Below are 19,979 nucleotides of genomic sequence, written 5' to 3'. Positions count from 1 at the left end.
CTTTATCCTTGTCCCGCCACCAGGCCCCCGTAGCTCAGTGGATAGAGCAGGCGCCTTCTAAGCGCTTGGCCGCAGGTTCGAGTCCTGCCGGGGGCGCCCACCCTCAGCCCTCCCCTCGGGAGGGCTTTTTGCTGGTCAGGGCCGGCAGCGCCGACCACGACGAAGCCCTGGTCGCCCTCTTGATGATCAGGGGCAGACTCCGGGGCTGTCCGGCTGTCACCGGGTTCTCGCGGGTGGCTGTGTCGAATGCGTGTCGAAGTTCTCGACCCGAGGAGGATCAGCCAGCACTCGGCACCTCCGGCTCGGGCAGGTCGCCCGCGGCTTCCAGCCGCCGCTTCAGGTCCGGCAGCTGCCCGTCGATGCAGCGGGCGTAGGTCGCCAGGAGCACGGCGACTCTGTTCCCGGCCCACTCGGCCACCTGGGCGGGCGGGATGCCGTCGTCGAGCCACTTCGTCAGGCGCGTGTTCCGGTTGTCGTACACGCGCCGTCCGGTGGGCGACCCGAAGACGTGCGGAGGGAGTACGGCCTTGCGCGCGTTGCGCCACGCCCGACGGATGACAGAGCCGGCGAGAATGCCACCCGACTCACCCTGGAACAAGAGTTCAGCCGACTGGAGCTGTTCGTCCTCGATGTGCTGTCGAAGGATGCGGTCAGGGCGGGATGCCTCGGCACAGCGCGTGTCTCGCCCTCCGCACGGCTTTCGAGGTCGCGTTGCTCGTGGATCTCCCCCGTGTCGGTCCACTGCTTCCCGACCTCCTGACGACTGTGGACTCCTTGCCCCTGGGCAGAGGGTTGACCGGGTGCCGCAGCGGCAGAGGCCGTGGTCGGGCCGGTTGTGGACGCGGCCGAAGGACGGGGCGGTGAGGGTGGCGAAGACGCGGGGGTGGTCGCGGACGGTGGCGGCGATGTCGCGGCGGTCGTCACCGGCGAGCCCGGCGCGGATGAGGTGGTAGGTGCCGCCCGCACAGGTCCAGACGCAGGCGGGGCAGCGGGATGCGCGGCGGTTGCCGCAGGCCAGGCGCAGGTGTCCGCCGGGTTCGTTCGCGGTGGAGTAGTGGTGCAGGGTCTCGCCGGTGGTCTTGTCCTTGTGCAGGGTCCAGCCGGTCAGATGGATGGGGTCGGCGCAGCCTTCGGTGCGGCGGATCTGGTCTTCCCAGCGGCCGTAGTCGGGGGCCGAAGCCGCCGTCAGCAGGTCTTCGCCGAGGGTGGTCGGGTCGAGCAGCGTCTCAGGCACGGGCGCCCTCCCGGTCGCGGCGGGCGGGGGCGGTGCCGGTGCCGTGGCAAACGCGCAGTGGGCGGTGATGGTGCGCAGGTGGCCGCGGGTGTCGCGGCCGCCGAGGGTGATGCCCCGGGTGGCGGCGTGCTTGGCGGCTTGGGCGCCACCCGGCGGCGTTTCAGCGAGAGGTGCGCGAGCCCCGGCGGCTGCGGCCCTTGGCCGCGTACATAGCCGCGTCAGCAGCGGCAAGGGCATGGGGCACGGAGGGCGTGGGCAGCTCGGCGACGACCGCGGACGGCGGCGACATACAGCAACCGCGTCCAGCACTGGTGCATGAGGTGGGTCCCGACCAGGCCGAGGGCGGATCGAACTCCTAATGCGATGGTCACACCTACCTGCGCCGCCGGACGTACCAGCCCACAACCAGCACGACCAGAAGCGACAACACGAACGCCCAAACGGTCGTCGCTGCGTCGTAGGACCGATACACGATGGCCACCATGCGGGGACGGATACCCGGCATGTGGCGTTGCAGCCCTGCACCACAAGCGCACCAGATCGAGCGGGGAACAGCGGGGAACCACGGTGGAGAGCCACCGAGCCCGGCAAGGCCGCTCCTCGATCGTTCCTCCCAGGTCAGCGCCCGAACCGGCCCCAACCGATCGCAGCTTCCCAAGCTGAGGTCATTCGGCCTCTACATGACCGTTCAGGTCGAACATCAGCCACTCGAGCCAGGCCGCCGTGACGCCCAGGGAGCCGGCCCACTCGTGCACGACGTGTGCTCGCGGCTTCCTTGCTGGACCAGCCGAGCGAGTTGAGGGAGCGGAAGACGCGGTCATCCAGGATCAAGGCACGCTCGCACTCGGCATCCGGGTCATCGACAGTGGCGAACCACTTGGTGAAGAACGACCGCCTCACCCCCCGCACGGTGAACTCGGTGTATGCCCGGGTCAGCTCACCGGCACGGACAGCACTGCGCGTCTCCTTCAGCACGTGTGCTAGCCGGGCATCACGCAGGGCAGTACTGGTGTATCGCGGTGCTCGCCCAGCCGCCGACCATGACCACCAGCGGCTCTCAAGGACCGAACGGCGGTCTCTATGACCCGCCTTGACCGATCTCTGTAGAACTACGGATCAGGTGTTGTCACTGGTCCGTAGTTCTTCCTTTCGCCGGCGGATGTAGCCGTCGAGGTCTTGCCTGATGGCCATGACTTCCTCAACGCGAATCCGGATAGGCCCGCAGTGCAGGGCATCGCAGGAACGAGGAAAGGTGCCGTCGATGAGCGAGATGCCGCTGAGAACCACACCCGCTACCTCATCGACCGCAGTGCACAGGACCGGGTGGAACGAGCAGTCCTCGTAGATGTCGCCTACCTGGATGCCGTTCGGATTACTGGGGTCCGTCGTCCCACTCATGGGACCAGACTGCCACCAGTGAGTGTCCAATTACGTGACAACGCCGACGACAGCGACGGACGGGCGCGGACACCCATGGACCTTCACCGCAGATGAGAGGCCCACATGCCCAAGGCAGCGCCCCGCCCAAATTGCTTCGGGACGAAGCGGTCTGCTGCCATCGACCACGTTCGGCGTGAGCGGACGGAGCAATGGGTGCAGGCCGTGCCCAGCATCAACGATGTCGTCTCGGACACCGGCTCACAGCGCACGATAAACGCATGGCATCGGAGTGGATCGCCCCTGTAGTCACTGGCGTCTCAGGAGCCGTTGGCGTCGTCTTCACGTGGCTCGCGGGAGCGCAGGGTAGAGCACATGCAGAGCGCATGGTTGCCCAGTCGCATGAAGCCGAGCAGCGCACCTATCTGCGCAAGGAGCGGCGCGATGCTTATTTCGCTGCACTCCGCGTAGCCGTACTCGATATCCGCCGCCTGCGGTACGAGCGGGCTCGTAAGGTCAGAAGGCTTCGTAAAGTAGAGCGCTACTGGACTAAGACCAAACGCATCGAAATGAGCATGGAGGCCCTCATTGCACTGCACGCGTTCGGGAGCGCCGGAGCTCGCCAGTTCGCTGAGGCTTGGCGGGTGGCCGCGGAAACCGACGACCTGGACACGATGCAACAGCTTGTCCAGCAGTTCAGCGAGCTCATGCGGGTTGAGCTCCAAGAGGGCTAGTCACGGCCGCTCTCGCCAGAACGGGCCCCGAAGCAAGAAGGGCATGGTCCGCTGCCTGTCGAATGGGTGTCGAAATATGCCTTCCTCGTAGGTCGAGCAGCTACAAGCTCGCAGGTAGGGAGGTGGCTCGTCCCCTATTAGCCACGCGCCTTCTTAAGGAGGAACCGAACCATGCAGCCGAATGGAAGCCATCAGATGGACCTCGCAGAGAGGTGGCTCGCCATCTGCTCAGCGCAGTTGCTCGGCCAGTCCGACGATGATGCCCTCCGGGCCGCGGAGGTAGCAGAGCAGATAGCTGTCCTCGAACCGGGCGATCTCGCCGACGAGTTCGGCGCCGTGAGGGCGCAGGCGGGCAACGGTGTCCTCGATGTCGTCGACGGCGAACATGACGCGGTGCGTGCCCAGAATGTTGTGCGGCCGGTTGCGCGGCCCGGCGCTGATCACCGCGGGGCTGCGGTACTTCGCCAGCTCGAGCCGGCTGTGACCGTCTGGGGTCCGGACCATCGCGATGTCACAGCGGACGCCGTCGAGTCCGGTGCACTGGTCGGCGAAGAGGCCCTTGACCTCCGCCCTGCCCTCCAGCTCCATACCGAGTTCCACGAAGAACGCGATGGCGGCATCCATGTCCTCGACGACGATGCCGACGTTGTCCATCCGCTGAATCGCCATGCTGGCTTCTCCTTGTTCCTCGTGCGGCCGGTGGTGGCCGCTGATGTCCCTGGGACGGAGCCGGTGGCACGTTCTCGACATCAGCAGACCGCCGAAGTCCGAAGAATCTGGATCGGGCCACACCGGCCCAAGGCGGAGCCCTCGCTCACGTTGCTTCGGGACGGAGAGGTCGTGGGTTCGGATTCCGCCGCCCCGACAGGTGAAACACCAGGTCAGGCCCGGCCGCCTATCAGGAGGCCGGGCCTGACGCGTTCCTGGAAGGCGCCTGGGGAGCGAGCGGGGAATGAATCATGGAAATCTCACCTCTCCCGTCATTTAGGTCAGGATCTGACCTCTACGGCCTCTAGCGTCCTCCTTGCCCGGCTGAACACGAACCACGGAAGGCAGCGACCATGAGCGAGACCGTGACCGTCAACGAACTGGCCACTCACGACCCGGCCCATGAGCCGACCGCCACCGGCGAGCGCGCCGACTTGCTGGAGGCGCTGGCCCAGCATCGGCAATTCCTGCGATTCACCACCCGTGACCTCACCGACGAGCAGGCCGGGCGCCGGACCACCGCCAGCCAGCTGTGCCTGGGCGGCCTGATCAAACATGTCACCGCGGTCGAGCGAACCTGGGTGCAGTTCATCCTGGAGGGCCCGTCGGCGATGCCTGACTTCACCGCCATGACCGAGGCCGACTGGGCCCGGCGGGCCGACGAGTTCCGGATGCTGTCCGGCGAGACGCTGACCGGCGTGCTCGCCGACTACGCCGAGGTAGCCCGTCGGACCGACGAACTGGTCGTCACTCTGCCCGACCTGGGCGCCACACAGCCACTGCCGAAGGCACCGTGGTCCGAGTCGGGCGCGCGATGGTCGGCCCGCCGGGTGCTGATGCACATCATCGCCGAGACCGCCCAGCACGCCGGCCACGCCGACATCATCCGCGAGTCCCTGGACGGCGCCAAGACCATGGGTTAGCCAGCGGCACGGCAGGGCGTATCGCCCCCACACGGTCGGGGGCGGTACGCCCTGTGACTCCGCAAACGCCTTGTCCCGTGATCCGCGGGTCAACAAGGGCGTCAGGGAGGCAGCTGGTATCTACGCCCGACATCAACGGGCGCGAACGTCGGCGTAGAAGTGCAGCTGAGGGCGTACCCACAACCGTCGGTACGAAGCCACTATGCAGGCCGAGAAGAGCCGCCCGATCGAACTCCTGAAACGGTGCTCGCTCACGCCAGGTCCGACGGCAGTGACGGCAGCGCCGACGGCAACGACGGCGGACGGCAGCGGCTACTCGGCGACCCGACACGGTGGCGGCACGAGACGAGCCGCCGGCCCACCATGGCTTGCCCGCATCTTCCAAGCGCTTGGCCGCAGGTTCGAGTCCTGCCGGGGGCGCAAGTCTCCGCCCTCCCGACCGGGAGGGCTTTTTACGGCCCAGACGATGTGCGTACCGGGCAGGTCCACCGACTGCTCGACGCGCCGGAAGCCCACGGAGCCTGATCACTCGCGCCGAAGCGGCTCCGGCTCAAAGCCCCTCCGCCGCCTCACCTGTCAGTGGCAGTCGAACCGCCAGTCCCACGGGAGGCCGGGGCACTGGCGGCAATGGAAGAAGTAGACGCCGCCGCAGTCGCCCAGCTGGATGTCGCCGGTGATGGTCAGGAGGTGCTCCATGCGGTGTCCGCTCTCGCAGTTCGGCCAGTCGGCGGGCTGCGCCCAGGCGGGCCAGCCGCCGACCTTCGTACCGATGACGTTGGAGTCGGGTGGCCACTTGGAGCCGCCCGACGGCGACCGGAGACGGGGTTCCCAGGACTCCCGGATGTCCTTGGGCAGATCGAGCCACCTCGGACAGTCCTCCGCGGCGACCGGGGACAGCGTGGACGGTACCGGCATGTTGTCCTCGTCGTACTCCCCCTCGCTCGCCTCCGGGATCTCGGACAGCAGCCCTCCCGCCACGACCTCCGCCTCGTTGCGCCAGTACAGCCGCGGCATCACCGGGCCGGGGTCCTGCTCATGTATCAGCGCGCACCACACGAGCTGCAGCAGGTCCTTGCCCTCCGGGAACTCCAAGCCGGGCACATCACGGGCGAACAGCTGGAGGATCGGCACCATCGGCACCGCCCCGGGGACGATCTCGGTGCGGTTGCGCGAGTCGGATCCGAACGTCCAGTGGTCTTCCTGCGCGCAGTACGGCCACGGTTCGTCCGCGGGCCACAGCAACTCGCCTCCCAGCGAGCTGTCCAGCGCACCGGGGTCGCCGGGCTCCGGGTTGAGGAGGGTTGCTTGCCGGGCAAGACCCGCGTACTCCGGTATCAGTGAGCGCAGGTCCTTCGCGGGCGACTCGGGCGCGGCACCGGGCATCGCGGCTCCTCGGGGGTTCAAAGATCGACGGGCACTGCGGGCACGTTAGTGCCTGCCACCGACAACCCCGTGCGGCCACTGCCGACTTGTCGCCTGTGCGATGTCCGAGGTCGACGCGGCCGGGTTCAGCGGAACCCGGCGCCAGTCATTTTTCGGCCAACATGCCCTGAAAGCAGGGGTTTGGGAAGAATTTCGTTGACTTGAGTGTTCGATGTGGATCAGGCTCACTTGGTCGACGGAAAGATCGTCGACCGACAGCGCGCACGGCACTGACCAGCCGGGTGCGCTCCACCGCGGTTCCGGCGTGACGGCCCAGCGCCGAACGGGGTGTCCGGACACCGCATACTCCTGAGGGGGAAACTCAGTCATGCGCAAGACCACAGCCAGGCTGGCGCTCATCGGTGTGGCGGCGGCGACGCTGTCGATGGTTCCGCTGGCCGGTACGTCGTACGCCGCCGGCTGTTCCGGTGCCGGGTGCGACAACAAGGGCCCGGTCACCTACAAGTGCGACGACAGCAGCTCCACCAAGCGGACGGTGAACAGCAACGGCCGTGTGGCGGAACTGCGTTGGTCGGCCGACTGCCTGGCCGGCTGGGTGCGGATCAAGAACAACGCGGACCCGTCGGTCTACGACTCCACCGCGACCATCGAGAAGTGGAGCCTCGACGGCAAGCTGCTGAAGTCCCTGTCCGTCAGGACGCCCGGCTACGGCAAGACCGACTGGTCGAACATGCTCGGCGGTCCGGAGTACAAGTACCGCGTGTGCGTCCGCTTCGACAGCGACCTGTACCCGCTGCAGTGCAGCAGCAAGTTCTAGTGCGGCCTCTCGTGACACCGGCCCGCCACCAGACCGGCTGACCGGAACTCGACGGGACGCACCGGTCCTGCACCGGTCCTTCCTCGCGGCCCGTATCCGTTCGCCACGGCTCGGATACGGGCCCGCTCGCTGTTCACCCATGCACGAGCACGCTGCTCACGCTCACTGAGCCCGAAGCCAGGGGCGGTGGGGTCACTCGCGGAACTGAGCGGCCAGGAACACCGCTGCCACCGAAGGGCGGACCGCGTATGTCGCGCCGGCGCTCCCCCCTCTCAAGGGGTTCAGGGGCTTGGAGGCGGGGCCTGGCGTGGGAAATTGCGTGGCGGTCCGGTGCTGTGGAGGCGGAGACTCAGGGCGTGGGTGATATGGGGGCGTTCCGGGATGCGGTCGGTGTGTGGGCGGCCGGTGGGGACGGTGGGCCTGCGCGGGAGCTGGCCGGGCGGTTGTCCGTGCGGGTGGCCGTACTGCTCGAGGGGCCGAGCGATGTCGCGGCGGTCGGCGCTCTGGCGGCGCGCCAGGGGCGGGATCTGGCGGCCGAAGGGGTTTGCGTGGTGTCGATGGGCGGCGCCATGAGTGTCGGGCACTTCGCCCGGGTCCTCGGGCCGCCCGGCCTGGGGCTGCGCCTCACGGGGCTCTGCGATGAGGCTGAACGTGGCTACTACGTCCGCGGGTTGGAGCGGGCCAGTGCCGCCTGGCAGGGGTTCTTCGTCTGTGCTGCGGATCTGGAGGACGAGCTCATCCGCGCGCTGGGCGTGACGCGGGTGGCGGAGCTCGTCCGGGCGGAGGGCGACGAGCGGGCCCTGCGGACCTTTCTGCGCCAGCCCGCGCAGCGGGGCCGTACCGCGCGGCAGCAGTTGCGGCGCTTCTTCGGTACCAAGAAGGGGCGGAAGATCCACTACGGTCGGGTGCTGGTGGACGCTCTTGAGGCCGACCGCGTGCCGGCGCCGCTCGACGGTCTGCTCGCCGCTCTCTGACCGACCGGGCGGATTCGGTCGGCGCCGCCCGGGTCACCCGCGTTCAGACTCCGGCCCGCCGGCCGTCCCGGGTCGCCGCGGTGATCACGGCGGAGACGACGGTGGTCCCGGCGAGGCTTCCCATCATGACCAGGCCCACGCCGACCACGAAGAGGCCGCTGGAGTCGTCCGACCAGTCGTAGTACGCGGCGATCGTCAGGCCGGCCGAGGTGCCGAGCACCGCGGCCGCGACGTAGTTCCGGAACGCCGCCCAGCACACCGGTGCCAGGAGCGTCAGTACGAGCCCGATGACCTGCCACGCCTCGTACGGGCCGGTTGTCGAGCCGTCGGGGTGGACGTCCCGGTGCTGGTCCCAGCCCAGCCAGGCGGCCCACAACGCCATCGACACGCCGGCCAGTACGAGGATCGACAACAGCTGGAGGGCGGGTTTCCGCGGTTCTCTGCTCATGGGCCAAGCGTTGCGGCCCGCCCCGGTACGCGAACAGGGCGCTGGTACTCAGGTCCACCCGAGTACATCAGCGCCCCGTCCGCCGTGTCGTCCGCTCCGTTCAGGCCGCCAGCTCCGGAGTCGTCTCCTCGGCGCGCTCCGCCGCCGCCTTCGCGGCCAGGGCGTTCACGGAGGCGTTGAAGCGCTCCATGGAGGTGGGGTGGTCCGGGCCCAGGACGTACTCCTTGAGGGTGCGGCGGTCCAGGGCCATGGGGTCGGTGTGCGGGGCACGGACCGAGTCCAGGATCTCCGTCAGGCGGGCGCACTCGCTGTCGAGGAGGTAGGCGCCGCCGGCCGTGGTGTAGGCGGCCCGGAACTCGTGGTCGGGCAGGTCGTGGGCGTTGGTCAGGACGTACGGCTTGAGGCTGGCCACGAAGTCGGCGACGACCGAGGAGACGTCGCTGACGAGGATGTCCGCCTGGTTGAAGCACTCGTAGAGGGTGGGCAGTTGCTTGAGGATCACGTTGTGGCGGACCGGGCCTCGGGTCTCCCAGAAGATCCGGTGCCACTCGGCGCGCAGCTCCTGCCACTCGGCCGCCCCGGTCCGGTCCGGCACCCGGGCCTCGCGCATCTGCTCGGCGTCGTCGCCGCCGAGCCGGCCGGCCAGCTCGTCGAGGCGGGCCTGGATCTCCTTCAGCCGGGGCTTGGCGGCGGCGACCGCGACCTCCGCCTCGGCGGCGCCGCGCCGCTCGTTGTCCGCGCGCAGCAGCTCGCGGATCTCCTTGTCGGCCTGGGCTGCCTCGGCCGAGCGCTTGCCGGTGAGCGGGTGCGGCTTGTAGATGACCCGGACGTTCTCCGCGAGGAGCTTCTCGATCAGGCGCACGCCCATCGGGATCAGCGAGGTGTGGCAGTCGTCGTCGCTCCAGCCCTCCCAGGTGGGCGCGTACAGGACGACGGGCAGCGGGCCGGGCGTGTGCTCGGCGTGCAGCCGGATCGGGGAGAGCTGGGGACGGCCCACCTCCACGATGGCGCTGTCGCTGATGGCGTGCCGCACCCGCTGGTAGCGGTCGCGGCCGGCCCGGCCGGCCACCCAGATCTCGTCGTACACCTTGCTGACCCGGTTGCTGCTGGCGAGCTTGTCGCTGTCGCCGTGGCCGATGAAGACGTGCTTGGCCTCGGCCACCCGCAGCATGTGCACGTTCTTGCCCGCGTTGCCCGGGTAGAGCACGACGCGCACGCCGGAGAGTTCGAGTTCGGCCAGGTCGTCCGCCTTCGGGACGCAGACCACCGGGATCCAGGTCCGGCTGAGGTAACGGAACGAGGCCCGCTCCCGGAGGATGATCACCGGGCGCATGTCGAGCTGCTCCAGCGTCTCGATCCACATGTTGACCTGGTACATGAAGTCACGGGAGACGGCCGCGAAGCTGAAGTAGAGCGCCACCTCGGGGCGGTATCCGGCGAGCTGCCGGTTGACCTCGGCGAACACCTCGTCCTGCGCGGGCATGCGGCGGACCTTGCGGTACTGGTCCAGCAGCGCGACGACGGCCGCCGTGGTCACGCCGACGGTGACGGCGAAGGCCCCGTACGCCGGCTGCCAGGAGCCGACCGCCAGCGCGGCGAGGAGCCCGGCGTGGGCCGGCAGGTCGAGGTGGAGGAGCTTGCGCAGGAAGCGCCGGTAGAGGAGGGCGGGCGGCTGCTTGGGTATGGGCAGCCCGCTCAGGTCCAGGTTGCGCACGACCAGCGGCAGCACCCGGCGCCGGCGGATGGCGTGGTGCACCGCCGTGTACAGCATCATCATCGCGAAGTGGGCGCTGAAGACGGCGAGCGCCGCCACCAGCACCGCCTCCGGCGCGTCCATCCGGCTGGCCAGCGCGAGCAGCATCACCGTGCGCACCGCGAACCGCAGCGGCCTGGTGAGCTGCAGCGCCGCGAGCCTGCGCACGAACCCCGGAGCCCTGGAGTGCAGCACCTCGTCCACGACGTACGTCACGGCCGATGCGGCGGCGAAGCCCCGCCAGTCGGGCAGCAGCGCGAAGACGGGCAGCGCGGTGAAGCCGGCGCCGAGCAGGAGCACGAGGAGCAGCTCGGTCACCCCGCGCACACGCAGGGCACCGCACAACCGACGGATCGTCATGGGCAAGGTTTCCTCTTCCGGGCAGGCGTGCATGTTGGGGGCAAACGCCGTTGTTCGTCAGTTCGACTCAGGAAGAGGACGAAGAGTTGTACACCGGATCGAAAGAAGCAGTTCAGGTTCCGTTTCCCCGGGTATTAGGTTGAGTTCGGGCCTTTGACGGGCAGGTACAGTCGCCGCGGGGAAGGGAGAGGTCACGTGCGACTTCGCTGCGCGGTGCTGGACGACTACCAGGGGGCGGCCACCGCCTCCGCCGACTGGTCGCTGCTCGGGGACCGGGTGGAGGTCGTCGCGCTGCGCGAGCACCTGGCGGGCGAGGACGCCCTCGCCGGGGCTCTCGCCGACTACGACATCGTCGTCACCCTGCGCGAGCGTGTCCCCTTCCCCGGCTCGCTGATCGCCCGCCTGCCCCGGTTGAAGCTGCTCGTCGCCTCCGGGATGCGCAACAGCGTCATCGACTACACCGCCGCCGAGGCGCACGGGGTCACCGTGTGCGGAACGGCGAGTTCGTCGACGCCTCCGGTGGAGCTGACCTGGGCGCTGCTGCTGGGCCTGGCCCGCGGGATCGTCGAGGAGAGCGGCGCGCTGCGCTCGGGCGGGCCCTGGCAGTCCACCGTCGGCGCCGATCTGCACGGGCGCCGGCTCGGTCTGCTCGGACTCGGGAAGATCGGCAGCCGGGTGGCGGGGGTCGGGCTCGCCTTCGGCATGCGGGTGAGCGCCTGGAGCCAGAACCTGACCAAGGAGCGGGCCGAGGAGGCCGGTGTCGAACTGGCAGCCGGCAAGGAGGATCTCCTGGCGACCAGCGACTTCGTCTCCGTCCATCTGGCCCTCGGTGAGCGCACCCGTGGACTGCTGGGCGCCGCCGAACTCGCCCTGATGAAGCCGAACGCCTACCTGGTCAACACCTCGCGCGCGGCGATCGTGGACCAGGACGCCCTGCTCGCCGCGCTGCGCGAGGGCCGGATCGCCGGGGCCGGCATCGACGTCTTCGACGTCGAGCCGCTGCCCGCGTCCCACCCGATGCGCACCGCGCCCCGCCTTCTCGCCACGCCCCACCTCGGCTATGTCTCACGGGCCAACTACGCGACGTACTACGGCCAGGCGGTGGAGGACATCCAGGCGTACCTGGAGGGTTCGCCGGTACGCCGGCTGCCCTGAGGTTCTCGGGTACGGCAGCCGGTGGCCGGCCTTCGGACACGGCAGCCGGCGTCCGGCCGGCTCAGCGGGCTTCCGGGCAGCGGTAGATTCCCTCGCTCCGGTGCAGATGGTGGAGGTCCACCAGGTAGCGCCGCAGCGTCACATGGTCGATGCCGTCGGAGTCCTCGCACCAGGCCCGCAGGCGCTCGTTCACGACCCGTTCCGGGTACGCGACGCCCGGCTCGAAGGTCTGCTCGGCGATGTGCCGCAGCACCAGCTTCTTCCGGGTCCACTGGGCGGGCAGCCGTACCAGCCGCCCGTCCCGGACGAATGTGTCCAGGACGGCGTCCGGCCCGCTCCCGGCCCGTGGTGCCGGACGCTGCCGCTGGGCCAGCTCGCGGAACAGGCCGTAGGAGACGGCGAGCGCGCCCGCCGTGCCGGTCGTCACCGCCCCCTGCTCGCGCAGGCGGAGCAGCGCCAGCGCCGTGTCCTTCGCGGACAGCCCGGCCGCCTCGGCGACCCGTTCGGGTGTGTCCGCGCCCAGGGCCACGGCGGCGAGGGCACGCATCCGGCGCTCCTCGGCCAGCAGCCCGATCAGCTGCCGGGCCCGCTCGCTCGTGCCGGCGTCGTTGCCCGGGTCGGCTTCTGTGTCGGCGGCGGTGCCTGAGTCGGTGGTCATGACCGGAGGCTAGGCGGGCGGACCGGCCGAACGCCTCCCAATTAGCGCGCGCCGGACGTGCGCCGTACGTCTGCCGTGCGTCTGCGGGCCCCGCTGTGTGCGGCGGCCCCGGCGCCCCGCTCCCCACCCCGCCCGGCGCCGCCGCCCGCACGCCCCGTTGAACGGGTGATCCCCGGCTGATCGGCGTGACCAGCCCCATGCCGGGCCGTTGAACGGGGAGTGCGGCGGCTGGTCCTGCTGCCGTACCCCCGAGCAAAAAGGAGAACCTGATGTCTCGCATCGCGAAGGCAGCCGCTGTCGCCCTCGGCACGGGTGCCGTGGTGATCGGCGGCGCCGGCCTCGCCCTGGCCGACGCGGGCGCCGAGGGTGGGGCCCTCGACTCGGCCGGCGTGCTGTCCGGAAACGCGGCCCAGGTTCCGGTGCACGTCCCGGTGAACGTGTGCGGGGACACGGTCGACGTCATCGGCCTGCTGAACCCCGCGTTCGGCGACGTCTGCGGCAACGGCGGCGACCACAAGGTCACGCCGGGCAACCCCGGCCCCGGCGCCTACGGCGACTGATCCGGCCGCGCGGACAGCGAAGAGCCCCGGCACCTCGAGCGCCGGGGCTCTTGCCGTGTCCGCCGTCCGCTCACGCGTACCGGTAGATCCCGCTCACGTCCTCGAGCTGGTCCGGCGTCACGTCCCAGGGCGGCAGCCTCTGGTACCGGGCGATGATCCGCCCGTGCTGCCGGTCCCCCGAAGGAGGCGGACTCGCGGGCAGATAGCGGTGGCTGCGGTGGGCGAGCTGCCACCGGTGCCACTGCATGTCGAGGAAGGCGTGGTGCAGCCAGAACACCGGGTCGTTGACGGACGCGCCGCCGAGCATCACACCGCCGACCCAGCGGTGCACCCGGTTGTGGTTGCGCCAGGAGGCGCTGCCGCTGCCGGGTCCCCAGCCCTCCAGCTTGTTGCGGAATCCCCTCACGGCGGTCGAGTCCCAGGGCCGGACGTCGTAGACGGGGTCGTCGAGGGCCCACTGGAGCTGGCTCCTGGTGGGCAGCGCGATGGGATTGGCGGCCCGGCCCAGATCCCGGGTGAGGAACTTGCCGTCCGTGACCCCCACCCTGATGGTCCAGTGCCCCGCCGTATAGGCGAACGGTCCGGTCATCACCTGCCGGTCGGAGCGCCGCCCGTTGCCGCCGAGTAGGTCCGGCGTCCACGGCACGGAGGTGTTCGTACGGTTCCGGGTCCAGTCCCAGTACGGCACCGTCACCGAGGAGTCCACCCGGCGCAGCGCCCGCTCCAGGTCCAGCAGGAACCTGCGGTGCCAGGGCAGGAAGGACGGGGCCATGTGGGCGGAGCGCAGCCCGGTCTCCCCGTCGGCGGTGTAGTGGTCGATGTGCATGCGCACGAACTCGTCGTACTCGCCGCGCCGTTTCAGTTCCAGCAGCGCGTTGACGAACCGGCGGCGCTCGGTGCGGGTCAGCGTGCTGACGTCCTTACGCACGTACGCCATGACGCCCTCCCATGTGGTGCCCGGCCATCTCGCCGCCGACCGGGCCGGGGGCGAGGTCGCGCAGTTGCTGCCCGGGACCGATCTCGTCGACGGCCGCGCGGGTCGCCTCCAGCGCGGTCGGGTACGAGCCGTAGTGGTCGACCATGCTCAGCCAGGTGCCGTCCGCCCGGCGCATGAGGTGCAGCGGATGGCCGTCGATGGTGACCTCCCAGGTGCCGTCGGCCTTGCGGCGCCCGGAGATCGGCACCAGGGCGCCCTGGATGCGGCGGCCCCGGTAGGTCTCGTCGAAGGAGTTGCCCCCGGGGCCGCGCCCGGCCGGCAGGGGGCGGGAGGCGGCGACGACCGGGGCGAGCGCCAGGGCGGCGCCGGTGGCCAGCAGCGCCCGGGCCGCCTCTCTGCGGGTGACTCTGCGACCGCCCGCCGCGACCTGCTGATTCGCCCCCACCGCGACGCCTCCGGCACCGACGACCATCTCTCACTCCTCGATCGGGATCAGATGTCCGTATCCGTAACCGACAGGACCCGGGCCGAGTCACCGACGAGGGCCATCCGGCGGTACGCGGCGCGCGGAAGACGGCCGGGTGCCCTAGCCCGTCACTCGGTGACCGATCGGCTCATCGGGTCTTCACTCTTCGGCTCTCAACTCATCAGCTCGTCATTCATCGGCCGATCACTCATCGGTTCGTCGTTCGTCGGCTCTTCACTCATCGGTTCTTCATTCGTCCGCTCTTGCGTTCATGCGTTCGTCGTTCATCAGCCGGTCATTCTTGGGTTCGTCATTCATCAGCTCGTCGCCCCGGCCCGCGGGCATCAGCCGCGCAGGCGGCGGGCCGGCAGGACGACGTGCGCGGCGGCCGTGAGGGTCTCCTCGGCGCCGGCGAACGCGGCCGGCGCGGCCTGTTCCACCACCTTGCCGGGCTCGCCGTCGGGCCAGGCACGGGTGGTGAAGACCAGGTACGAGCAGGCCGGTCCGGTCGGTGCCGTCGGGCGCCTCGCCGCCCCAGGTCAGGACGACCAGCGTGCCGAGGTCGGCGAGGCGGGCGGGGGCGCGCTTGAACTTGAGGCTGAGGTCACCGCGCGACCTACCGACGAGGCATGGCACGGTCTGGTGGCCTCTCACCCCTTCGACTCAGTGCCGGGTACCGCTCCACAGGATCGAGGGAAGCGGTCTCGAACGTGCCGAGGGCCGGTCCCGCACGGTGCGGTACCGGCTCTCCGTCGACGCGTCGCCGGGGTGTCAGCCCTGCAGGGGAATGCCGCCGAGCAGCGGGTTCTGCTGGTTCACGGCGGTGGTGGCGTCTTTGACCGTGTGCAGGACGGAGTCCTCGCTCTCGGTGCTGAGCGCGTCCGACTGGTGCTTGAGCGGCATCACGTCGTGCACGGTGAGGGGGTGCTGGGCGAGCGTGTCCACGGCGCCGTTGAGGCTGGTGGGCCTGAGGTCGGCCGAGTTCTGGGCGAACGCGGGCGCGGCGGCGCCGGCGAGGGCCAGGGAACCGGCAACGACAGCGGCGGCCTTGAGGGGCTTCATCGTGTTCCTTCCTTCGGTAACTCACGTCACCCCAGGGAATTCTGACGCCGTGCCTAACGAGTCGCCGTCGGGCCGGAAACCCCATAGCGAAAAGGCATATGAGATGCCCCGAAAGGAAGACGCCTCGGCCGTCGTGCGCCGGTGGGCACGACGGCCGAGGCGGAGGCGGGGAAGCCGTCACCCGGTCGGCAGCGCCGGGACCACCGGCAGGCCGGGCACGCTGGGCAGGGCCAGGTTCGGGGTCGGTGCCCCGGTGCCGGGGAGGGCCGACTTGAGCAGGCCCAGCGGTTCGTTCACCACGCCGGTGGCGGTGGGCAGTACGTCGTCGAGGCTGGAGACGACGGCCTTGACCAGGGCGTCGATCGCGCCGGTCGGCGCGGCGAGCACGTCACTCGTGGCATCCCGGGCGCGGCGGGCGCCGCCAAGCGGGCGGCACCGTTGGCCACCAGCGGATCTAGCACGGGGACCGACAGGCCGAGGGTCTGGCTCATGGCGCCGTCGGCGGGCGCGGCAGGAGCCGCGGGCCGGTCGCCGTGGAGGGCGTCGCCGCCGTGGGCGTGGTGGCTGCCATGGACGGCGAGGCGGCAGTGGACAGCGTCGGATCCATGGAAGGCGTCGCGGCACTCGTCGGCGTGTCCGCCGGAACCGCGGGTGTCAACGCCGTGAGCGGCGTGGCGGCATCGGTCGGTGTGGCGGCGGTCGCCGGAGCCGCGGTGGCCTCCTCGGCGACGGAACGCTTGGCCGCCTCGCCGAGCCGGTGGGCCTCGCCGGGGGTCAGCCGGCCCTTGCGGAGCGACTGTTCGGGCAGTTCCTTGACGGGCGCGGGGACGGAGCCGGTGTCGCTCAGCGCCTTGATCCGGGCGAGCAGCGGGTCGGCGCCTGGGACGGCCGAGGGAGAACCCACCTGGGTGCGCTCCCGAACCAGGTCGGTGGCGACGGCGGCGGAGCCGGCGATGCCGACCAGGAAGGCGGCACAGAGGGTGGCGGACGCGAGACGCCGTGGGGGCAGCACACGCATGCGGGTTCCTTTCGGTGGGGCTGGGGTCTCAGCCCACCGTTGAACCGCCGGTGGCGTACCGCAACCGCTCGGAGCCCGGGTGGAGCAGCCAGGGGAAGGCGGCATGAACCGGCCGCCCGTCCGTGCGTGACGCACGGGCGGGCGGCCGGCGAAGGGGGTGCGTCTCTGCGTCAGTCGTTTGCGCAGCCGCTGCCGAACGCGGGGTTCAGCAGGCCGATGACGTCGACGGTGTCGCCGCAGACGTTGACCGGCACGTGGACCGGGGCCTCGATGACATTGCCCGACAGCACGCCCGGGGAGTTGGCGGCGAGGCCGTCCGCACCCGAGTCGGCGGCGGCCACGCCGACACCGCCGGCGACGGCCGCGACGGCGGCGGAGGTCAGAACCAGACCCTTCGCGATACGCGACATGGAGAAGTGCTCCTTGGGATCGACACAAACATCCGGGCGGGATGCCCAGCGCTGTGTCAACGCATTGCAGCCGCCGGGGTTCCGCCGCCAAAGGGGTGATGTGTGCCGAAGTACCCTTTCACCATTCCGACACACTTGTCCGGTTTCTTCCGATTATTCCGCATGCCCAATAGAGTTGCTGCTCTCTCCACCACGTGCGGGAGGACGGACGGCGTACCCGCTCGCCGCCACGCAGATGTGTTCGAAGCCGGCCCGGCTCGGCGGCGCGGTGGTGACCAGCCGGGCCACCGGCTCGTTGCTCACCGGGACATGGCGTGGACCGGCGCACACCTCGTGGCCGCGGACGCGCCGGCATGACACGCGTACCCATCCGCAGCCCCGAGCGCCCCTGTGAGCGAGGAACCCGAGAATGCATCAGCCGGCACCCGATCCTCGGCCGCGGGTTCTGCATCTCGCGCAACCCGTCGACGGCGGGGTCGCCCGTGTCGTGCTCGACCTCACGCGGGCTCAGCTGGCGTCCGGCGCACGGGTAACGGCCGGCTGCCCCGGCGGTGAACTGGGCTCGGAGCTGCAGAAGATGGGCGCCGGTTTCCGTCCCTGGCGGGCGGCACGGTCGCCGGGGCCGGGGCTGGCCGGTGAGGTACGGCGGTTGGCACGCCTGATCGAAGAGGTGCGGCCCGAACTGGTGCACGCGCACAGCGCCAAGGCCGGCCTCGCCGCCCGGCTGGCGGTACGCGGCCGCATCCCGACCGTGTTCCAGCCGCACGCGTGGTCGTTCGAAGCCGTCGGCGGAGTGACCGCGGGCCTCGCACTGCGCTGGGAGCGCTGGGGCGCCCGATGGGCCGACCGGGTGGTGTGCGTCAGCGAGGCGGAGCGCGCGACCGGGGTAGGCGCCGGGGTGCACGCCTCCTACGCCGTCATCCCCAACGGCATCGACACCGCCCGCTTCTGCCCCGCTCCCGCCGCGACCGCACCCGCCCGCGCCGCGCTCCGGCCGGACCTGGATCCGTCCGCACCGCTCGTCGTCTGCGTCGGGCGGCTGTGCCGGCAGAAGGGTCAGGACGTGCTGCTGCGCGCCTGGGAGCAGGTCCGGCGCACGGCGCCGGACGCCCGGCTGATGCTGGTCGGCGACGGACCCGACCGGGACGCGCTGCGCGCACGGGCGCACCCCTCGGTCTGTTTCGCGGGCGCGGTCCCCGACACCGTGCCCTGGTACCGGGCCGCCGACCTGGTGGTCCTGCCCTCGCGCTGGGAGGGCATGGCCCTCGCCCCGCTGGAGGCGCTGGCCTGCGGGCGGCCGGTCGTGCTCACCGACGTCGACGGCGCCCGGGAGAGCCTGCCACCGGCCCTCGCGCCCCTCTGCCTGGTGCCGGCGGCGGACCCCGGCGCGCTGGCCGGGGCCGTCACCGCGCTGCTCGCCGACGCACCCCTGCGTGCCGCCCTGGCGGCCCAGGGGCGCCGTCACATCCTGTCCACGCACGACGTGCGGCACACCGCCGAGCGGGTCGCGGACCTCTACCGCGAACTCCTCGGACCCCGGCCACCCGTGTCCTTCGAGCGCAGGGAGTCCATCCACTCGTGACCGCGGAAAGTACTGTCCCCTCCACCGGCGGCCAGCCATGGGACCACGGACTCTCGCCTCTCTCGGTGCTGCCCGCCCGCACCGCCGACGGGTCCCGGTTCCCGGTGCGCCGGCCGCCCGCGCGGCCCGCCTCGCCGCTGCCCCTGCTCGCCGCCGACGTGCTCGCCGCACTCGCGGGCGCGTTCGCCCTGGAAGGCGCCGTCCACCGCCCGTTACTGATCGCCGTACTGGTGGCCGGCACCATACTGCTGCGGCCGCGCGCGGCGCGGCGGGTGCTCGGCGTGCTCGACGAACTTCCCGCCGTCTGCGGCCGGATCGCGGTGACCTGGCTCGCCCTGGCCGCGCTGCGAGCCGCCTACGACCCTGGTCTGGCGCTGTCCGCCCGCAGCCTGCTGCTCGGCTGGACGCTGCACGCGGCGGTGGCCTGCGCCGGGCGCGGCGCGGTGCACTGGCGACGCGGTGCCGTCCTGGCCGGTCACCCGCGCCCGGCGCTGGTCATCGGCCCCGCCGCGACCGCGCAGCGGGTGGCCGCCGCGCTGCTGCGGCATCCGCGCTGCGGGGTGCGGCCGGTGGGCGTCGTCGCCGAACACCTCGAGGGCCGGGGCGGGCTGCCCGTGCTCACCACGGACGAGGAGGTGGGGCGCGCGCTCATCCAGAACGGCGTGAGGGTCGTCCTCACCGTCGCACCGGCCGTGCGCACCGAGCGGGCGCCGCTGCTGCGGACGCTCCTCGAGGCGGGCTGCACGGTGTGGGAGGTGGACCCGGAGAGCCCGGCGCACGAGTCGAGCGACCAGCTCGCCGGGTTCGCCGTGCGCCACCTGGACCTGGGTTCGGGGCGGTGCGGGAGCCTCGGCAAGCGGCTGCTGGACGTGCTGGTGTCCGGGGCGCTGCTGGTACCGGTCTCCGCCGTGCTGCTGGTGTGCGCGGTGGTGCTCCGGCTCACCGACGGACCGGGGGTGCTGTTCCGGCAGGAGCGCATCGGCAAGGACGGGCGCCCCTTCACACTGCTGAAGTTCCGCACCCACCGCCCGGTCGACCAGCACGAGGCGGCCACCCGGTGGAGCGTGGCGGGCGAGCGCGACATGAGCCGCTTCTGCCGCTTCCTGCGGCGGACCTCGCTGGACGAGCTGCCGCAGCTGTGGAACGTGTTCCGGGGCGACATGAGCCTGGTCGGGCCGCGCCCCGAACGGCCCTACTTTGTCTCCCTGTTCAGCCAGGCCCACCCCGGCTACGCGGCCCGCCACCGCATGCGGACCGGTATCACCGGACTCGCCCAGATCAACGGCCTGCGCGGCGACACCTCCATCGAGGACCGGGCCCGCTTCGACAACGCCTACATCGACAACTGGTCGCTGTGGCAGGACGTCTGCATCCTGCTGCGCACCGCGGTCGCGCTCGTGCGGTCGGCGGGGAGCTGACC

21 protein-coding genes, 1 tRNA gene and 2 pseudogenes are annotated in these 19,979 nt (G+C 70.9%); 9 read left to right on the top strand and 15 right to left on the bottom strand.

The window, feature by feature from the left end:
- Positions 1-23 precede the first annotated feature (23 nt).
- A tRNA-Arg gene (locus ACFVVO_RS16315) sits at positions 24-96 on the top strand.
- A gap of 181 nt (positions 97-277) precedes the next feature.
- Here the strand turns inward: ACFVVO_RS16315 and ACFVVO_RS16310 are convergent.
- The 3 genes and pseudogenes from ACFVVO_RS16310 to ACFVVO_RS16300 all read right to left on the bottom strand — a co-directional run bounded on the left by ACFVVO_RS16310 (position 278) and on the right by ACFVVO_RS16300 (position 2,632).
- Entirely contained in the window at positions 278-1,234 is a 957-nt protein-coding gene (locus tag ACFVVO_RS16310; RefSeq protein WP_390055405.1) for a replication initiator, read from the bottom strand.
- 825 nt (positions 1,235-2,059) lie between these two features.
- Positions 2,060-2,239: pseudogene (locus ACFVVO_RS16305) on the bottom strand (hypothetical protein); the annotation flags it as partial.
- 111 nt (positions 2,240-2,350) lie between these two features.
- On the bottom strand, positions 2,351-2,632 hold the full coding sequence (locus tag ACFVVO_RS16300) for a hypothetical protein (RefSeq protein ID WP_390055403.1): 282 nt from the start codon (positions 2,630-2,632) through the stop codon (positions 2,351-2,353).
- Between the two features lie 365 nt (positions 2,633-2,997).
- Here ACFVVO_RS16300 and ACFVVO_RS16295 point away from each other — a divergent pair, with 365 nt between their 5' ends.
- Complete coding sequence (locus tag ACFVVO_RS16295; protein WP_390055401.1) at positions 2,998-3,345, top strand: hypothetical protein; 348 nt, start codon at positions 2,998-3,000, stop codon at positions 3,343-3,345.
- Positions 3,346-3,573: 228 nt separating this feature from the next.
- Here ACFVVO_RS16295 and ACFVVO_RS16290 read toward each other — a convergent pair whose 3' ends face one another.
- Positions 3,574-4,014, bottom strand: coding sequence for a VOC family protein (locus ACFVVO_RS16290; protein WP_390055399.1), 441 nt, complete (start codon positions 4,012-4,014; stop codon positions 3,574-3,576).
- A gap of 392 nt (positions 4,015-4,406) precedes the next feature.
- Between ACFVVO_RS16290 and ACFVVO_RS16285 the strand changes: the two genes are divergently transcribed.
- The gene (locus ACFVVO_RS16285) at positions 4,407-4,976 is read left to right on the top strand and encodes a DinB family protein (RefSeq protein ID WP_390055397.1); all 570 of its coding nucleotides are present in this window, start codon (positions 4,407-4,409) and stop codon (positions 4,974-4,976) included.
- A 576-nt stretch (positions 4,977-5,552) separates the two neighbouring features.
- Here the strand turns inward: ACFVVO_RS16285 and ACFVVO_RS16280 are convergent.
- Positions 5,553-6,359, bottom strand: coding sequence for a DUF1963 domain-containing protein (locus ACFVVO_RS16280; RefSeq protein WP_390055396.1), 807 nt, complete (start codon positions 6,357-6,359; stop codon positions 5,553-5,555).
- A 367-nt stretch (positions 6,360-6,726) separates the two neighbouring features.
- Here ACFVVO_RS16280 and ACFVVO_RS16275 point away from each other — a divergent pair, with 367 nt between their 5' ends.
- Positions 6,727-7,176: a DUF2690 domain-containing protein gene (locus ACFVVO_RS16275; protein ID WP_390055394.1), complete on the top strand. Its 450-nt coding sequence runs from the start codon at positions 6,727-6,729 to the stop codon at positions 7,174-7,176.
- A 356-nt stretch (positions 7,177-7,532) separates the two neighbouring features.
- Positions 7,533-8,150 carry a TOPRIM nucleotidyl transferase/hydrolase domain-containing protein gene (locus ACFVVO_RS16270; protein ID WP_390055393.1) on the top strand — a complete coding sequence of 206 codons (618 nt, stop codon included), beginning with the start codon at positions 7,533-7,535 and terminating at the stop codon, positions 8,148-8,150.
- 43 nt (positions 8,151-8,193) lie between these two features.
- Here the strand turns inward: ACFVVO_RS16270 and ACFVVO_RS16265 are convergent, their stop codons facing one another.
- Positions 8,194-8,598 carry a hypothetical protein gene (locus tag ACFVVO_RS16265; protein WP_390055391.1) on the bottom strand — a complete coding sequence of 135 codons (405 nt, stop codon included), beginning with the start codon at positions 8,596-8,598 and terminating at the stop codon, positions 8,194-8,196.
- A 100-nt stretch (positions 8,599-8,698) separates the two neighbouring features.
- On the bottom strand, positions 8,699-10,711 hold the full coding sequence (locus ACFVVO_RS16260; RefSeq protein ID WP_390055390.1) for a hypothetical protein: 2,013 nt from the start codon (positions 10,709-10,711) through the stop codon (positions 8,699-8,701).
- A 195-nt stretch (positions 10,712-10,906) separates the two neighbouring features.
- On the opposite strand from ACFVVO_RS16260, the gene ACFVVO_RS16255 reads away from it, so the two are divergent.
- Positions 10,907-11,866 carry a D-2-hydroxyacid dehydrogenase family protein gene (locus ACFVVO_RS16255; protein ID WP_390055388.1) on the top strand — a complete coding sequence of 320 codons (960 nt, stop codon included), beginning with the start codon at positions 10,907-10,909 and terminating at the stop codon, positions 11,864-11,866.
- A gap of 61 nt (positions 11,867-11,927) precedes the next feature.
- Here ACFVVO_RS16255 and ACFVVO_RS16250 read toward each other — a convergent pair whose 3' ends face one another.
- The gene (locus ACFVVO_RS16250) at positions 11,928-12,524 is read right to left on the bottom strand and encodes a DUF2087 domain-containing protein (protein ID WP_390055387.1); all 597 of its coding nucleotides are present in this window, start codon (positions 12,522-12,524) and stop codon (positions 11,928-11,930) included.
- 269 nt (positions 12,525-12,793) lie between these two features.
- On the opposite strand from ACFVVO_RS16250, the gene ACFVVO_RS16245 reads away from it, so the two are divergent.
- Positions 12,794-13,084, top strand: a complete 291-nt coding sequence (locus tag ACFVVO_RS16245; protein WP_390055385.1) for a chaplin — start codon at positions 12,794-12,796, stop codon at positions 13,082-13,084.
- Positions 13,085-13,154: 70 nt separating this feature from the next.
- Here the strand turns inward: ACFVVO_RS16245 and ACFVVO_RS16240 are convergent, their stop codons facing one another.
- The 7 genes and pseudogenes from ACFVVO_RS16240 to ACFVVO_RS16210 form a co-directional block, all read right to left on the bottom strand.
- Positions 13,155-14,021, bottom strand: coding sequence for a tyrosinase family protein (locus ACFVVO_RS16240; protein WP_390055383.1), 867 nt, complete (start codon positions 14,019-14,021; stop codon positions 13,155-13,157).
- Positions 14,005-14,493 (bottom strand): tyrosinase family oxidase copper chaperone, encoded by a 489-nt coding sequence (locus ACFVVO_RS16235; protein WP_390055381.1) that lies wholly within the window; start codon positions 14,491-14,493, stop codon positions 14,005-14,007. Before ACFVVO_RS16235 ends, ACFVVO_RS16240 begins: the two co-directional genes overlap by 17 nt.
- Positions 14,494-14,831: 338 nt before the next feature.
- Positions 14,832-14,981 (bottom strand): annotated as a pseudogene (locus tag ACFVVO_RS16230) (DUF5949 family protein); the annotation flags it as partial.
- Between the two features lie 277 nt (positions 14,982-15,258).
- Complete coding sequence (locus ACFVVO_RS16225; protein ID WP_390055379.1) at positions 15,259-15,549, bottom strand: hypothetical protein; 291 nt, start codon at positions 15,547-15,549, stop codon at positions 15,259-15,261.
- Positions 15,550-15,726: 177 nt separating this feature from the next.
- Positions 15,727-15,936: a hypothetical protein gene (locus tag ACFVVO_RS16220; RefSeq protein WP_390055377.1), complete on the bottom strand. Its 210-nt coding sequence runs from the start codon at positions 15,934-15,936 to the stop codon at positions 15,727-15,729.
- Positions 15,937-16,036: 100 nt separating this feature from the next.
- Positions 16,037-16,567: a hypothetical protein gene (locus ACFVVO_RS16215; protein WP_390055375.1), complete on the bottom strand. Its 531-nt coding sequence runs from the start codon at positions 16,565-16,567 to the stop codon at positions 16,037-16,039.
- A 170-nt stretch (positions 16,568-16,737) separates the two neighbouring features.
- Positions 16,738-16,977 (bottom strand): chaplin, encoded by a 240-nt coding sequence (locus tag ACFVVO_RS16210; protein ID WP_390055373.1) that lies wholly within the window; start codon positions 16,975-16,977, stop codon positions 16,738-16,740.
- Between the two features lie 409 nt (positions 16,978-17,386).
- Between ACFVVO_RS16210 and ACFVVO_RS16205 the strand changes: the two genes are divergently transcribed.
- Both ACFVVO_RS16205 and ACFVVO_RS16200 read left to right on the top strand, forming a co-directional pair.
- Positions 17,387-18,559, top strand: coding sequence for a glycosyltransferase family 4 protein (locus tag ACFVVO_RS16205; protein WP_390055371.1), 1,173 nt, complete (start codon positions 17,387-17,389; stop codon positions 18,557-18,559).
- Positions 18,556-19,977 (top strand): exopolysaccharide biosynthesis polyprenyl glycosylphosphotransferase, encoded by a 1,422-nt coding sequence (locus ACFVVO_RS16200; RefSeq protein WP_390055369.1) that lies wholly within the window; start codon positions 18,556-18,558, stop codon positions 19,975-19,977. Before ACFVVO_RS16205 ends, ACFVVO_RS16200 begins: the two co-directional genes overlap by 4 nt.
- Positions 19,978-19,979 lie beyond the last annotated feature (2 nt).

Source organism: Streptomyces sp. NPDC058145, assembly GCF_042884245.1.
GTDB lineage: Bacteria > Actinomycetota > Actinomycetes > Streptomycetales > Streptomycetaceae > Streptomyces.
This window is presented reverse-complemented; position numbering and strand designations above follow the sequence as displayed.

What these genes read in the sequence shown, in the direction of transcription:
- ACFVVO_RS16300 (WP_390055403.1), bottom strand. Translation starts at nt 2,632, where the DNA reads ATGAGTGGGACGACGGACCCCAGTAATCCGAACGGCATCCAGGTAGGC.
- ACFVVO_RS16295 (WP_390055401.1), top strand. Translation starts at nt 2,998, where the DNA reads ATGGTTGCCCAGTCGCATGAAGCCGAGCAGCGCACCTATCTGCGCAAG.
- ACFVVO_RS16290 (WP_390055399.1), bottom strand. Translation starts at nt 4,014, where the DNA reads ATGGCGATTCAGCGGATGGACAACGTCGGCATCGTCGTCGAGGACATG.
- ACFVVO_RS16285 (WP_390055397.1), top strand. Translation starts at nt 4,407, where the DNA reads ATGAGCGAGACCGTGACCGTCAACGAACTGGCCACTCACGACCCGGCC.
- ACFVVO_RS16280 (WP_390055396.1), bottom strand. Translation starts at nt 6,359, where the DNA reads ATGCCCGGTGCCGCGCCCGAGTCGCCCGCGAAGGACCTGCGCTCACTG.
- ACFVVO_RS16275 (WP_390055394.1), top strand. Translation starts at nt 6,727, where the DNA reads ATGCGCAAGACCACAGCCAGGCTGGCGCTCATCGGTGTGGCGGCGGCG.
- ACFVVO_RS16265 (WP_390055391.1), bottom strand. Translation starts at nt 8,598, where the DNA reads ATGAGCAGAGAACCGCGGAAACCCGCCCTCCAGCTGTTGTCGATCCTC.
- ACFVVO_RS16260 (WP_390055390.1), bottom strand. Translation starts at nt 10,711, where the DNA reads ATGACGATCCGTCGGTTGTGCGGTGCCCTGCGTGTGCGCGGGGTGACC.
- ACFVVO_RS16250 (WP_390055387.1), bottom strand. Translation starts at nt 12,524, where the DNA reads ATGACCACCGACTCAGGCACCGCCGCCGACACAGAAGCCGACCCGGGC.
- ACFVVO_RS16245 (WP_390055385.1), top strand. Translation starts at nt 12,794, where the DNA reads ATGTCTCGCATCGCGAAGGCAGCCGCTGTCGCCCTCGGCACGGGTGCC.
- ACFVVO_RS16240 (WP_390055383.1), bottom strand. Translation starts at nt 14,021, where the DNA reads ATGGCGTACGTGCGTAAGGACGTCAGCACGCTGACCCGCACCGAGCGC.
- ACFVVO_RS16235 (WP_390055381.1), bottom strand. Translation starts at nt 14,493, where the DNA reads ATGGTCGTCGGTGCCGGAGGCGTCGCGGTGGGGGCGAATCAGCAGGTC.
- ACFVVO_RS16225 (WP_390055379.1), bottom strand. Translation starts at nt 15,549, where the DNA reads ATGAAGCCCCTCAAGGCCGCCGCTGTCGTTGCCGGTTCCCTGGCCCTC.
- ACFVVO_RS16215 (WP_390055375.1), bottom strand. Translation starts at nt 16,567, where the DNA reads ATGCGTGTGCTGCCCCCACGGCGTCTCGCGTCCGCCACCCTCTGTGCC.
- ACFVVO_RS16210 (WP_390055373.1), bottom strand. Translation starts at nt 16,977, where the DNA reads ATGTCGCGTATCGCGAAGGGTCTGGTTCTGACCTCCGCCGCCGTCGCG.
- ACFVVO_RS16205 (WP_390055371.1), top strand. Translation starts at nt 17,387, where the DNA reads ATGCATCAGCCGGCACCCGATCCTCGGCCGCGGGTTCTGCATCTCGCG.